Origin of the sequence: Allobosea thiooxidans, from assembly GCF_900168195.1 — a bacterium.
Lineage (GTDB): Bacteria > Pseudomonadota > Alphaproteobacteria > Rhizobiales > Beijerinckiaceae > Allobosea > Allobosea thiooxidans.
Window position 1 is genome coordinate 1 of sequence record NZ_FUYX01000029.1, and the last position, 12,612, is coordinate 12,612.

General features: G+C 64.5%; 14 protein-coding genes. 7 read left to right on the top strand and 7 right to left on the bottom strand.

The window, feature by feature from the left end; all coding sequences use genetic code 11:
• The 7 genes from B5Y19_RS25395 to B5Y19_RS25425 form a co-directional block, all read right to left on the bottom strand.
• A partial coding sequence (locus B5Y19_RS25395) for an ArsR/SmtB family transcription factor (RefSeq protein WP_139384569.1) occupies positions 1-177 on the bottom strand: 177 nt, incomplete at its 3' end.
• Positions 178-188: 11 nt separating this feature from the next.
• Positions 189-1,484 carry a bifunctional sulfur transferase/dioxygenase Blh gene (blh, locus tag B5Y19_RS25400; protein WP_079592373.1) on the bottom strand — a complete coding sequence of 432 codons (1,296 nt, stop codon included), beginning with the start codon at positions 1,482-1,484 and terminating at the stop codon, positions 189-191.
• A 164-nt stretch (positions 1,485-1,648) separates the two neighbouring features.
• Positions 1,649-2,623 carry an FAD:protein FMN transferase gene (locus B5Y19_RS25405; RefSeq protein ID WP_055726674.1) on the bottom strand — a complete coding sequence of 325 codons (975 nt, stop codon included), beginning with the start codon at positions 2,621-2,623 and terminating at the stop codon, positions 1,649-1,651.
• Entirely contained in the window at positions 2,604-4,808 is a 2,205-nt protein-coding gene (locus tag B5Y19_RS25410; RefSeq protein ID WP_055726673.1) for a PepSY domain-containing protein, read from the bottom strand. The genes B5Y19_RS25405 and B5Y19_RS25410 overlap by 20 nt, the downstream gene beginning before the upstream one ends.
• A gap of 12 nt (positions 4,809-4,820) precedes the next feature.
• Complete coding sequence (locus tag B5Y19_RS25415) at positions 4,821-5,291, bottom strand: DUF2271 domain-containing protein (protein ID WP_055726672.1); 471 nt, start codon at positions 5,289-5,291, stop codon at positions 4,821-4,823.
• A gap of 296 nt (positions 5,292-5,587) precedes the next feature.
• The gene (locus B5Y19_RS25420; protein WP_055726676.1) at positions 5,588-6,103 is read right to left on the bottom strand and encodes a cytochrome b; all 516 of its coding nucleotides are present in this window, start codon (positions 6,101-6,103) and stop codon (positions 5,588-5,590) included.
• Positions 6,104-6,165: 62 nt separating this feature from the next.
• Positions 6,166-6,564, bottom strand: a complete 399-nt coding sequence (locus B5Y19_RS25425) for a PepSY domain-containing protein (protein WP_055726671.1) — start codon at positions 6,562-6,564, stop codon at positions 6,166-6,168.
• A 143-nt stretch (positions 6,565-6,707) separates the two neighbouring features.
• On the opposite strand from B5Y19_RS25425, the gene B5Y19_RS25430 reads away from it, so the two are divergent.
• The 7 genes from B5Y19_RS25430 to B5Y19_RS26285 all read left to right on the top strand — a co-directional run.
• The gene (locus tag B5Y19_RS25430; protein WP_055726670.1) at positions 6,708-7,370 is read left to right on the top strand and encodes a response regulator transcription factor; all 663 of its coding nucleotides are present in this window, start codon (positions 6,708-6,710) and stop codon (positions 7,368-7,370) included.
• The gene (locus B5Y19_RS25435) at positions 7,367-8,704 is read left to right on the top strand and encodes a sensor histidine kinase (protein ID WP_055726669.1); all 1,338 of its coding nucleotides are present in this window, start codon (positions 7,367-7,369) and stop codon (positions 8,702-8,704) included. Before B5Y19_RS25430 ends, B5Y19_RS25435 begins: the two co-directional genes overlap by 4 nt.
• Before the next feature lie 53 nt (positions 8,705-8,757).
• Positions 8,758-10,746: a heavy metal translocating P-type ATPase gene (locus tag B5Y19_RS25440; protein ID WP_079592375.1), complete on the top strand. Its 1,989-nt coding sequence runs from the start codon at positions 8,758-8,760 to the stop codon at positions 10,744-10,746.
• A gap of 204 nt (positions 10,747-10,950) precedes the next feature.
• Entirely contained in the window at positions 10,951-11,208 is a 258-nt protein-coding gene (locus B5Y19_RS26780) for a DUF6455 family protein (protein ID WP_411914175.1), read from the top strand.
• A gap of 229 nt (positions 11,209-11,437) precedes the next feature.
• A complete protein-coding gene (locus tag B5Y19_RS25450; protein ID WP_079592377.1) occupies positions 11,438-11,824 on the top strand; it encodes a hypothetical protein in 387 nt (128 codons plus the stop codon).
• Positions 11,825-11,881: 57 nt separating this feature from the next.
• Positions 11,882-12,121 carry an HP1242/YdcH family protein gene (locus B5Y19_RS25455; protein WP_079592379.1) on the top strand — a complete coding sequence of 80 codons (240 nt, stop codon included), beginning with the start codon at positions 11,882-11,884 and terminating at the stop codon, positions 12,119-12,121.
• Between the two features lie 332 nt (positions 12,122-12,453).
• On the top strand, positions 12,454-12,612 hold a 159-nt coding region (locus B5Y19_RS26285; RefSeq protein ID WP_244555727.1), incomplete at its 3' end, for a transposase family protein.

The window sequence follows — 12,612 nt, forward strand, 5'->3', positions numbered from 1 at the left end:
CTGCGACAGTGTCGGCTGACGGATGCCGAGCCGCTCCTCAAGCTCGCCGACGGCGTATTCGCCCTCGGCGAGGGCGCAGGCGAGCCGCAGACGTGCCGGATGCGACAATGTCTTGAGCAAGGCGGCAACCTCGCCGGCGCGCGCCTCCATCTCCGCCGGAGGTATCTTGCGGGTCATCGCGGAAGTCATCACCACGCGGCCCCCGCCAGCGCATCGAGGGGGAGTTTGAGATAGCGCCGGCCGTTGGCCTCAGGCACCGGCAGCCGGCCGCCGCGGATGTTGACCTGAAGCGCATGCAGGATCAGCTTCGGCATCGGCAAGGTGCGGTCGCGCGCCTCCCGCAGCGCGACGAAGCGCTCCTCCGTCATGCCGGCCAGATGCGGGTTCGCGCGCTTCTGCTCGCCCACCGTGCTCTCCCATCTGGCGGCGCGCCCGCCGGGCTCGTAATCGTGCCCGGTGAACAGGCGCGTATCGTCCGGCAAGGCCAGGATCGCCTGGATCGACGCCCACAGGGCCCTGGCGCTGCCACCCGGGAAGTCCGCCCGCGCCGTGCCGGAATCCGGCATGAAGATCGTGTCGTGCACGAATGCCGCGTCGCCGATCACATAGGTCACGGAGGCCAGGGTATGGCCGGGCGAGAACATCACGCGCCCCGTGAGCTCGCCTACCTTGAAGCTGTCGCCCTCGGCAAAGAGCCGGTCCCACTGCGAGCCGTCGGTCGCCAGTTCCGACCAGTTGTAGAGGCCCTGCCAGAGCTTCTGAACATCCGTGACGCGCGCACCAATGGCAGTAGAGGCACCCGTCTTCTGCTTGAGATAGTGAGCGGCCGAAAAGTGATCGGCGTGAGGATGGGTGTCGAGGATCCACTCGACGGTGAGCCCCTCCTGCGCCACATAGGCGAGGATCTCGTCGGCCTGATGCGTCGCGGTCGCCCCGGACTTCTCATCGAACTCAAAGACCGGGTCGATGATCGCGCAACGCTTCGTCTTCGGATCGGCGACGACATACTGAATGCTGCCGGAGCGCGGCTCGTAGAAGCCCTTCACTTGGGGCACGCGGGCCGCATTCCGGGCGAGCCACTGTACCGCGCCCGAAAGATCGAAACCGCGCTCGCGTCCGAAGGCCTCGACCTCGTCGGGCTTCATCCTCCCTGCCAGCACCTCGCCCAGCACATGCAGCGTCAACGAGCGCGTGCCGGTGCGGCAATGAGCGTAGACAGGCCCTTCGGCCTCGGACACTGCCTGCTGAAACGAGCGGATATCAGCTTCGGTGATCGTCGATGCCGCCACGGGGATGAAGTGATAGGCAAGGCTCGCTCGTCCGAGAATAGCCTTCTCGGCGGCGCTGCCCGGCTGGCCCGGCTCCTCGCCGTCGGGGCGGTTATTGATGATGGTGGCGAAGCCGCCAGCCGCAAGCGCCGAGAGCGTCTCCTCGTTCGGTTGGCTGGCGACCGTCAGCCGGTCGTCAATCTTCACGGCAGTCATCGCAGGCATCCTCTCTGCGCCATATACTATACAATTACATATAATGTATATTGATGAGTTGCAAGTGCACATCGCGACATCGACCGAACTCAGACGTCTGCAGCGAGTGCCCCGGGGAAGCAGCGGCGCCGCGTAATCGCGGCAGCCACGCCGTTTCGTGACGATCAGCGCGCGACCTGCTTGAGTGGGCCAGCCGCGAACAGGGCGCCGACCGCCCGAGGCCGGATGGCCTGCCCCTCGCGCACCAGGAACAACGCGTCGAGCCGGAGACGCTTCGCGAGTTCCGCCCCCTCGCCAGGGCCGAGGACCATCAGCGCAGTCGCCCAGGCGTCGGCTTCGGCGCAGGTCCGCGCCACCACGGAGACAGAGGCCGGCGACCTCGTCAGGGGCGCGCCGCGGCGCGGGTCCATCGTATGCGACAGGCGGCGATCTCCGACGTCTACCCAGTGTCGATAGTCGCCCGAAGTGGCTACCGCGGCGTCCTGCAGAACAAGCATCGAATGCGGCGCACGGGAGGTGGGGTCGGGTTCCTCGACGGCGATCGTCCACGGTTCGCCATCGGGGCGCAGCCCAAGGGCCCGCATCTCGCCGTCGATGCCGACCAGCCCGCTTGTGATGCCGAAGCCGCGAAGCGCCTCCGCCAGCCGGTCGACGCCATAGCCCTTTGCGATGCCATTGAGGTCGAGGACGATGGGAGCGCTCTTGCGCGCCTCGCCGCCCACCACGTTCAACTCCAGCACCTCGTATGCGGCCCGTCGCGGGGTTTGGAGCGCCTTGCGGATCAGGGCCCAGTCGGCCGCGGACGAGCCAAACCCCCAGGCGCTCACGGCGTCGCCCATGCCGATGTCGAAGGCACCAGCCGAGGAGCAGCCGATTTCGAGCGCAATCCGCAGGACCGTCATCAGCCGGGCGGGGACACCGACCCATCGCCCCATCGGGGCGGCATTGAGGCGCATCAGGTCGCTATTCGGCTTCCAGCTGGACATCTGCTCGTCCACCTCGTCTACCGCAGCCTGAAGCGCGCTGCGAACTGGTGCCGGGTCGAAGGTTCCGGTTGTGTAAAACAGCGCGGACCAGCGCGTACCCATGGTGTGCCCGCTCAACGCCTGGCGGTCCGGATCAGAAGACATCTTCGACATAACGTCCCTCCGCGCGTAGCAGCGCCGGCGTCAGCCCGATGGGGGCGAGAATGTCCGCGAGCGCCGCGGAGACGCCGGCTGCCATGTCGCGCCCGCCGCACACCATCACCCGCGCGCCCTCGCGAACCATGCGGGCGACCTCGGCGCTCTCCCCGCGTAGCGCATCCTGCACATAGCGGGGCTGCCGCGCGCGCGAGCACGCCGTGTCGAACCGCTGCAGCTGTCCGTTCCGCCGCCAGCCCTCCAACTCCTCGCCATAGAGAAAGTCGCTGTCGGGATGCCGCATGCCGAAGAACAGGCGGATAGGGCGGCGCCGGGCATTGGCCCGGATGAAACCTGCCAGCGGCCCGATGCCCGTTCCGGCCCCGACGAGGATGAGGGGCGCAGCGTCGCGGCCGGCATGGAAGCCGGGGTTCCGCCGCAGGAAGGCGTTGATCGCATCGCCGGGTCGCAGCTCGAAGAGCTGGCCGGAGCACAGACCGGCGGGGTGCTTTCTGACGACGATCTCGATGAAACCGTCGCGCTCCCCGGACGCCAGCGAGTAGAACCGGGGAACGGCAGAGCTGTCCGGCAGGACCCCGAGGAGATCTCCGGCCACGAAGCGCCCGAAACCGCGACCGGTGAGACGCAGCCAGAATGGCGACTTCGGCAGCGCAAAGCGCAGAATGATGGTCGGCGCCTGCACCTCGGCGCCATAATCGCGGCGCGAAACCAGCGTCAGGGGGAAGGCTGCCGGCCGGACCGGCTGGTGGGCGAGTTCCAGCTCCAACCCCATCGCCGCCCCCAGCGACTGGCCCCAGCAGGCGAAATCCTGCGGCGACTGACGGTTCACCGTCCTGAACGGAACCAGCATGTGCCAGCCCTCCGCCTCCGCCACATCGGCGACGGCCTGCGCAAAAGCGCAATATCCGGGAAAGCTGCGATCGCCGAAGCCGAGAACCGCCAGCGCGGCCGAGGGGGCCGCAGGCAGGAATTTCAGCCGGTCAAGAAATCCGCGCGCCGAAGCAGGCGCAGCGCTGTCGCCATAGGTCGCGCTCAGGATCAGGATGCGCCGCGCCTGCCGATAACGGGCCGGCTCGAAGGACGACATCGGCGCGGCGTGAACGGTCTGCCCGGCGGCCGAGAGCGCCGTATGCAGCGTCGCGGCGAACCCCCATGTGCTGCCGCCCTCGGACCCGACGAGCAGCACCGTCTCGGCGCGCCCGGCCGCGACATTGCCGCGAATGCGCGGACGAGCGCGCCAGCCCGCGAACCACAGGACGAAACCCGTTCCGGCCATCACGGGTACGCTGAGCGCCATGAAGCCGAGGACCAGCCCCAGGGCAGCGGCACCCCGCCCAGTGTGCAGCATGTCGATGGTTTCCGAGACGCGCTGCCATGCGCTCGGATCGCTCCAGGCCAGCAGCACGCCGGTTCCCTGATCGAGATGGCTGGTGCCGCGATCCGTCTTGAGCGTGAAGACATCGGTCGCATCGGCCGGATCGGGAAAGGACAGGCTGCGCAGCTGGGAAACCGGGGTGCGCTTCAAGACATCCATGCCTGCGACGGGCATCCCCGTCCGGCCGCCTCCCTCCACCTCCGTCAGGCGCGATGACGGCCCGTCGGGCAGGAGGTCGAAGGTCAAGGCCGTCATCCACAAGGCGGTGGCAGAAGATAACAGCAGGCCGCCGACAGCGATGCGCGCGAGCTCGACATGCAGGCGCGTCGCGAGCGGCCCGCGCAGCGGCGAGAACCAGCGCCGCCAGCCTCCTGCACGCCGCGCGATCAGCGCAGTGCCCGAAACGGCCAGCACCAGCATGGCGGCGGCACCGGCCGCCATAACCATGCGACCAGCGTCCCCGAAAAGGAGCGAGCGATGCAGTCTGGTCAACCAGCGCTCGAACGGGTTCGGGTCGGCGGAGGCGATCTCCCGCCCTGTCGCGGGATCAATGACCGCTGCCCGTGGCACGCCGTTCTCGGACCAGTAGGCGCTAATCCGGCCCGAAGGCCTCCGCCTGATCTGCTCGACCTCGGGATGAACCGCCTGGATGCGCTCGGCCAGTTCAGCAGTCGAAAGCGCGTCCGCCTGGACGGAGGAAAGGCGTTCTACGATCGGGAATATCGAGAGAAGCGCACCGCTCAAGCTGAGCACCAGCAGCAGAAGGCCGGCCACAAGACCAGGCCAGCGATGAGCAAGGCGGATCATGCCGGCCACCGCTCAGAACGAATAGGCCAGGCTTGAGACGTAGCGCCGGCCGCGGACCGGCGTTTTCGCGCCTGCGGTCGTCAGCGGAACGGCGACCTCGTTCGGACTGTCGCGCATGTCTTCCACGGCAGCATCGACATGGAGGGTATACCCTGCGTCGAAGAGCGCATCGGCGAGATCGAGCGAAATCTCCAGCGTGCGTCCCGCGCCGACGCTGGCTCCCGTGATGCCGTTAATCTCGGCAGGGTTACCCCCGGTCGCGCGATGCCAGCCTGACAGATGCGCGTAGTATTTTGACTTGCGGCCGGCCATCCACAGGCTACCTGCATAGGCCCCCTGCGCATTTGTGAGATAGATCGCGAGATAGGCGCCGTCGCCACCATAATTGGTCAGCATGGTGGTGAGCTTGAGCGGTCGCGCCTGGGCAAGATTGGGCAGCGTGAGCGCAACGGTCAACGCAATGGCCGGCATGATCTTGTTCATGGTAGCAGAGACTCCTTTGCCCGGCAGTGGGGACGGCATGTTCCGGCCGGTCAGCACCGAACCGCACCGGCGAAGGAACCGCCCTGACATCCGGCACGATCAACCTGGGACAGCGCGCTGACAGCCTCCTGACGCGGTGGCAGAATCAGCTTCAGCCAGCTGTCAGGAAGTGCCGGGATCGCTTGGCGTCCGGTCGCCGCTGCATAGGGACGGGAACGCCACGCCTCTCCAACCCTTCCGCTTGGGCCTGTGCGGGAAGGACCGGAGAGGCGGAAGGGAACGAGAACCCTGCCTTCTCAGCGCAGGCTCATCCGCCGCAGCGCCCCGTCGCGCAGGACGAACTGGTGCCAGATCGCCATCAGAGCGTGCAGGCCGGCAAGGACGAGGATGAAGGTGCCGCCATTCTCATGAAGCTCGGCGATCAAGCCGGGACGTCCCTGCACAGGCGCCGCGATCGAGGGTAGGTGCAGGCCGAGGAAGGAGACGGGCACGCCCATGCGCGAAGCGGCGTACCAGCCGGTGATCGGCAAGGCGATCAGCAGCAGATAGAGCAGCCCGTGGCCGATTTTGGCGCCGATGGCGAGCCAGCCATGCTGCGGGGCGCCATCGGGCGCAGGCTCCACCAGCCGCAGGATCAGCCGGGGAACGACCAGAACCAGGACCGCAAGGCCCAACCAGAAATGCAGCAGCGGCGGATTCCGGACCACCTCCCGGCCGCCTTCCGCCGTCAACCATGCGCCAAGCACGGCGAGGGCCGTTACCCAGTGAATGACGACCAGAGTTTTCGAATAGCGCGCGGTTGCAACGGGCATGGCCATTTCTCCAACGTTGGGCAGAAGGGTGTAGCGTCGCGGGACAGGGAGGCCCGGCCGGCTTAATTCACCGTGGCTTTCGGTGGCTCGCTGCGATCGAACAGAGATTTCGGAGACGCCGGGCCAGACGGATCGACCGAGCCGGTGGCGGCGGAGGAGCGCCGTTCATGATGGTGGCCGCCGTCGCTGCGGGTCCTGCGCTTGATCTTGACGATCTCCAAAGTCGCGGGATCAATCTTGGCCTTGAACGGTTGTCCGGTCTCGTCGGTGCCCCTGATCTGGTAGCAACCGTCGTCGATCCTGAGCCGGTCCACCTGCCAGCCCCGTGCCTGCGCCATCGCCTGCACGGCCTCGCGGGGCTGCCACCTCCCCAGGGGGACGTCGCAATCGTCATCGGCCATCGCAACCCCTGATCCCGCAATGGCAAGGAGCAGCAGGCCCGCGACGAACGGCTTCACCATGGCATTTGTCCCTGATCAGCGTTCACAGGCCGGAATGATGGCAATCTTTCCTGACGCGTAGCTGAAGCGTGAAGGGCACGGCCCTTCAGGAAGCTGACAGGTTCCGCAGGCAACAGGTCTCGGACAGATGGGATTGCGCCGTCATGAGAGTTCTTCTGATCGAGGACGACACGATCCTCGGAGCCGCGGTGCGCGACCACATCGTCGGCGACAACCATTCGGTGGACTGGGTCGGCCGCCTCGACCGAGCCGCCGAGCATCTCGACAGCGCAGCCTATGATCTGGTCCTGCTGGATCTGATGCTTCCCGACGGTCGGGGGATCGCCTTCCTGCGCGATCTGCGCCGGAAAGGATGCGTGACACCGGTCATTATCCTGACCGCGCTGGACCAGATTTCCGACCGCATCGAAGGGCTCAATGCGGGAGCAGACGACTACATGACCAAGCCGTTCGACCTTGCGGAACTGTCCGCACGGCTGAACGCGGTGGCGCGTCGCTACAGCGGCAATCCCAACCCGCTCGTCGAGATCGGCTGCCTGCAGATCGATTTGGCGGCACGGACAGTCATGAAAGACGGGCGGCTTATCGACCTGACCGCGCGCGAATGGGCACTTTTCGAGGCCTTCGTCCAGCGCCCCGGCCAGGTGATGTCCAAGGCCCAGCTGGAAGACCGGCTCTATGCCTTCGGCGCCGAAGTCGAAAGCAACACGATCGAGGTCCATGTCAGCCGCCTGCGTAAAAAGCTCGGCCCCGATGTCGTCCACACGGTACGGGGCATCGGCTATCGGCTGGGAAGCGCACGATGATCGCGCCAAAGAGCCTGCAATGGCGCCTGTCGCTCTGGCTGGGCCTGGGCATCGCGCTGGTCTGGGCAGTGGCCGCCGCCGTGACGGCCCAGAATCTGCGCCATCAAATGGATGAGGTCTTCGACAGCGAGCTTGCGGAAACCGGGCAGCGCCTGCTCCCGTTGGCCGTGCGCGACATCATCGGGCGCGACAGCGACGACTCAGCCAGCCAGAGCGTCGCGACAATGCGCGAGCATGACGAGCACTTCACCTATGTGGTGCGGAACGCCGACGGACAGACGCTGCTGCGCTCGCACAGAGCCGACCCGGCGATCTTCCCGCCGTTCAACGGCATGGGCTTCTCCGATACGCCGACCCACCGTCTCTATTCGGATGCCGCGTTGCAGGGCACGATCACGATCACCGTCGCCGAGCCGCAAGCCCGCCGCCGCGCTGTCGCACGGGAGGTGCTCCTCGGCCTGGCCCGCCCACTCGGCCTGATCGTTCCGCTCAGCCTGATCGGCATATGGGCCGTCGTGCGCCTGTCGACGACGAGCCTGCGGCGCTTCCGCTCCGAGATCGAGCTTCGGGGCGCCGGCGATCTGACCCCGGTCGCCGCCGGCGACCTGCCCTCGGAAATCCGGCCAGTTGAACAGGCTGTGAACCAGCTGCTGGAACGCCTCAGGCGCGCCCTGGAGGCCGAGCGCAGCTTTGCCGCCAACTCCGCGCATGAATTGCGCACGCCGGTGGCGGCCGCGCTGGCACAGACACAGAGACTGATCATCGAAACGACCGATGGTGCCGCACGCAAGCGCGCTCGCGACATTGAAGCCGCCTTGCGAGGGCTCTCCGGCCTCTCGGAAAAGCTGATGCAGCTGGCAAAGGCGGAGGGAGGCCGCCTCCATGGCGCCGAGGCGGTCGACACCGGCACGATCCTCCGGATGATCGTGGGTGAACTGACCGCCAACGCAGGCGGCACCGGGCGGATCGAGCTGGCCTTGCCCGATGATCCAGTGCCGGCCCGCATCGATCCGGATGCGTTCGCGATACTGGCGCGGAACCTGATCGAGAACGCGCTGAAGCACGGTTCACAGGCCGAGCCGGTCCGCGTGGCGCTGTCGATGGACGGCCTGCTGCGCGTCGCCAATGCGGGGCCGGCCGTGCCTCAAGATCTGCTCGCCCGTCTGCTCAACCCGTTCGAACGCGGCCGCGCGCAGGCACAAGGGGCCGGTCTCGGGCTGGCCATCGCGAAAGCGATCGCCGCCGGTACCGACAGTAGCCTTGAGCTGATCTCGCCGAGGGAGGGACGCGAAGACGGCTTCGAGGCTCGTCTCCGGATTGGGCGGCTGACCTGAGCCCTCGGCCGCTGTCGAATACCATGTAACGATCGAAAAGGCTGGAGGAGATATTGACGCAATTCGAGGCGAAGCTTCCCACGTTTCTGACATTTTCGACGGTGATCGGGCTTGTGCTGGCGGCATCCGGCAGCTGGCTGCTGGATGGGCTGCCTGCATTGCTTGCTTCCGCTATTGGGACATCTCTCGTCTACTTGGCTGGAGGACTACCTGTCGGCTGGCGCGCGCTGCGAACACTGTGGCTCAGAAATGTTATCGACATCGATCTCCTGATGATCGTCGCAGCAGTCGCGGCAGCAGGGGCAGGTGCATCGCTCGAAGGCGCGATCCTGCTGACGTTGTTCAGCTTGTCGACAACCCTCGAAGAACGGGCCATGGGGCGTGCAAAGCATGCCATCGAAGCTTTGATGGAGTTGCGGCCGGAAATGGCGCTCCGCAAGGCGCCGCATGGCGCAGTCGAGGAAGTGCCCGCAGCCGACCTGCGGATCGGCGATCTCGTGATCCTTCGCCCCGGCTCACGGGTTCCTGCGGATGGCGTGGTCGTCTCGGGCCGGAGCTCCCTAGACGAATCCAACATCACCGGCGAGTCGATGCCGGCCCATAAGGAGCCGGGCCAGTCCCTCTTCGAGGCGACCCTCAATCTCGATGGTGTTCTTGAGGTACGGGTCACGAAGACGCTGGAGCAGAGCACGATCGCCCGAATGATCGCGCTCGTCACAGAGGCTCAGGGAGCGAAGGCGCCGTCTGAACGGTTCAGCGCGTGGTTCGGACAGCGATATACGATCGGGGTGCTTGTTGGCTCCGTCGCCGCGCTCGCGGCCTTCCTCGCGTTTGGAAATAACTGGGAGGTCGCCCTTTATCGCGCCGCGACAATGTTGGTCGCTGCAAGCCCATGCGCCGTCGTCATCTCGGTGCCAGCCGCAATCCTTTCGGCTCTCTCGGCCGCTGCTCGCGGAGGTGTTCTCTTCAAGGGCGGCGCGGCACTGGAGACCTTAGCCGGTGTCAAGGTTTTCGCGTTCGACAAAACCGGTACGTTGACCGCCGGACGGGCGACCGTGACAGACGTCGTCGCTCTCGACGCTGAAGAGAGCGACCTTCTTTCCACACTGGCCAGCCTCGAGGCCCATTCCGAACATCATATTGGGGATGCGTTACGGCGCGAAGCCTCGCAGCGCAGACTGCCCATCCGTGAAGTGCGGAACGTGAAAACGTTCCCCAGCAGAGGGATCGCCGGAGTCGACGATGACGGGCCGCTCTGGGCCGGGAACCATGGTATGGCCGAAACGATGGGTGCAACGGTAGATCGGCAGGCGCTAAGGGCACTTCGGAGCACAGCCGAGACCATCATCTATGTAGGTCGCGGCAACCGTCTCCTGGGTGCCGTCAGCGTCGCAGACAAGGCGCGCGAAACCTCCGCCGATGCGCTGACAGCGCTCCGGCGGAGCGGCGTCGAAAAAATTCTCATGATGACGGGCGATCGGCGCCCCGTAGCCCTACGTATTGGCGCTACATTGGGCTTTCGCGACGATGAGATCCACGCCGGAATGATGCCCGAGGACAAGGTCGGACGGGTCGCCGAAGAAGCGAGGCAGCATAAGATTGCATTCGTTGGCGACGGTGTGAACGATGCAGCCGCCTTGGCCCGCGCCGACGTGGGCATCGCCATGGGGGCCGCTGGCTCCGACGTGGCTCTTCAGGCGGCCGATATAGCACTCTTATCGGAAGACATGAGGCGGCTTACGGCTGCGTACAGGCTGTCGCGACGAGCCGCACGGATCATTCGCCAGAACCTAGTGTTCGCGATCGGCGCGATGCTGCTTCTCGTGACTGGCGCTGCCCTTTTCGACCTCCCCCTACCACTTGCCGTCGTCGGACATGAGGGCGGAACGGTTCTCGTGGTCCTCAACGGCTTGCGGCTACTGAACGATCCAATCCGGGATGTTCTCAAGACAGACTCGCACGCCGGCGGCGACCGGCCACCTTCGGCTCCGCACAAAATGCCTCTCAGTCTGCAGGCCTCCACCGGCGAGCAGACTGCTTGAGATCGCCAAACTAGAGCACTAGGTGCCAAGCCATTTTCGAAGAGTATAGAACGCGACGTAAACTGCCAATTCGGAGGGACGTCTCGTCCTTGTGATGTATCAATGTGCCACGAGATTGCTGCGCGTATTCTAGCAATCCCTCTTGTGAAGGAGCGCATTATGCATCCGCGGCTACAAGGGCGAAGAACGACGCGCCGATGGTCCATGTTCAAAAGGGTGCAGCGTCAGGCGGGCTTATTTCGCGAAATGATCGAGCGAGGGTGCGTCGATCCCGGAGCGGCAGCAAAAGAAGACCGCGGAAGCGCCTTTGCAGTTGCTGCTCGCCTTTGTCTGCAGTGCCCTCATGCTAGCGCATGCCGAAACTGGCTCGACAGCGGTGTGCCGGGGCCAGCGCCGGGCTTTTGTCAGAACGCCGCCTACCTAGATCACGTCAGTTCGATCTCCAAGGCGATGATACCGTAGCTGTTCGCATCTTCATTCGTCGGAGATCTGGATAGCGCCGCGTAGCCCGCACTTGCAGAAGCCGCCCAACGTCCGTCGCCTCTCGTCGTTCGCGATATCGTGAACCATGAGGACACATCCACCCAGAGCGGCGCTGTCAAAGCAATATAGACCGACGAATATCTTGACGTAAATCAAAGGAGAAAGCCGCATCGCAGACCATAATAAACGCTGAAAGGATGTCCGGATCATGGTTTACGCAAAAGATCTACCGTCAAATTTCCGCCACGTGCGACTACTTCTCGCCCGGCAAAAAGGTCATCCACCCGACGAAGAACATCAAGGTTACGACCTCCTGGTTCCGCTTGATAATCAAAGTCGGCTCGATCCTGTTGAATGGAAGAAGCACGAAGCGGCGTGTCGCGTGCGCCGGTTCAACGAACACGAGGAAGCCAGGATCGGGCGACTGCGGCGGAAGCCCGGCGGGCAGTGGTTTTTTGATTACGAAGCCGAAGAAAGCGACGACGAGGTCGGCTTCCATCTGGGCGAAGAACGTTTCGTGACAGGTGAATACATCTCGGTCGGCAATAGGGCGAACCACCGAGTGTATCGCGTCGTTCGCGTCGAGAAGCCCTAGCACATCCCCTCGGCGAACACTCACGCAGACCGGACTCAACTATTGGAGCATAGGGCATTGTCAAACACACCGCATACACTTCGCGATGAATTCCCCAATCATTTGGATCGCATTCACCAACTAAAAGTGAAGGATCCTGAATTTGCGCGAATTCTCGAAGAGTACGATCGAGTAAATGACCAAATTCACCGAGCGGAGACAAAAATCGATGCAATCAGCGACGAATCTGAAACGACGCTACGAAAAATGAGACTGTCTCTCAAGGACAGTATTTCCAAAGCTCTAGATAAGGCTTGACGGCAGGCTATTCGACCACCCCAGTCTGAGCAGCAAGCGAGACCGCCGTCTCGCTTCGCATAGTCGCGAGGCGCGTGAAGATTGCTTCGAAGAATTCCCTAATCCCGGTAGCAGCCGACCAAATTCTAGCCCTTCGCCTGATCAAAGACCTCTCCAGGGCAGTTCCCTTGAATGACACCAGTGTGTTTCGGCGTGCAAGTTTGGCTCTGACTCAAATCTGCTGCATGTAGCGACTGATCTGGCGCTGGTTTCTACGAGGAATCAGCATGATGGATCAGCGATTTCGGCCAGCCAGCCTTGTTCCTGCGGGATTGATCGTCGACGGCGTCGCGATGGAACCCGATCTTGTCCTTATCCGGGTTCGATCCCCCGTAGTGGCTTGCCGATGTCCTGATTGTGGGGCGATCTCGCGACGGATCCAGAGCCGGTACTGGCGACGAGCCAAGGACCTGCCGCTCGGTGGTCGGCGTGTCGAGCTTCAGGTTCTGGTC

What these genes read in the sequence shown, in the direction of transcription:
- blh (WP_079592373.1), bottom strand. Translation starts at nt 1,484, where the DNA reads ATGACTGCCGTGAAGATTGACGACCGGCTGACGGTCGCCAGCCAACCG.
- B5Y19_RS25405 (WP_055726674.1), bottom strand. Translation starts at nt 2,623, where the DNA reads ATGTCGAAGATGTCTTCTGATCCGGACCGCCAGGCGTTGAGCGGGCAC.
- B5Y19_RS25410 (WP_055726673.1), bottom strand. Translation starts at nt 4,808, where the DNA reads ATGATCCGCCTTGCTCATCGCTGGCCTGGTCTTGTGGCCGGCCTTCTG.
- B5Y19_RS25415 (WP_055726672.1), bottom strand. Translation starts at nt 5,291, where the DNA reads ATGAACAAGATCATGCCGGCCATTGCGTTGACCGTTGCGCTCACGCTG.
- B5Y19_RS25420 (WP_055726676.1), bottom strand. Translation starts at nt 6,103, where the DNA reads ATGCCCGTTGCAACCGCGCGCTATTCGAAAACTCTGGTCGTCATTCAC.
- B5Y19_RS25425 (WP_055726671.1), bottom strand. Translation starts at nt 6,564, where the DNA reads ATGGTGAAGCCGTTCGTCGCGGGCCTGCTGCTCCTTGCCATTGCGGGA.
- B5Y19_RS25430 (WP_055726670.1), top strand. Translation starts at nt 6,708, where the DNA reads ATGAGAGTTCTTCTGATCGAGGACGACACGATCCTCGGAGCCGCGGTG.
- B5Y19_RS25435 (WP_055726669.1), top strand. Translation starts at nt 7,367, where the DNA reads ATGATCGCGCCAAAGAGCCTGCAATGGCGCCTGTCGCTCTGGCTGGGC.
- B5Y19_RS26780 (WP_411914175.1), top strand. Translation starts at nt 10,951, where the DNA reads ATGTTCAAAAGGGTGCAGCGTCAGGCGGGCTTATTTCGCGAAATGATC.
- B5Y19_RS25450 (WP_079592377.1), top strand. Translation starts at nt 11,438, where the DNA reads ATGGTTTACGCAAAAGATCTACCGTCAAATTTCCGCCACGTGCGACTA.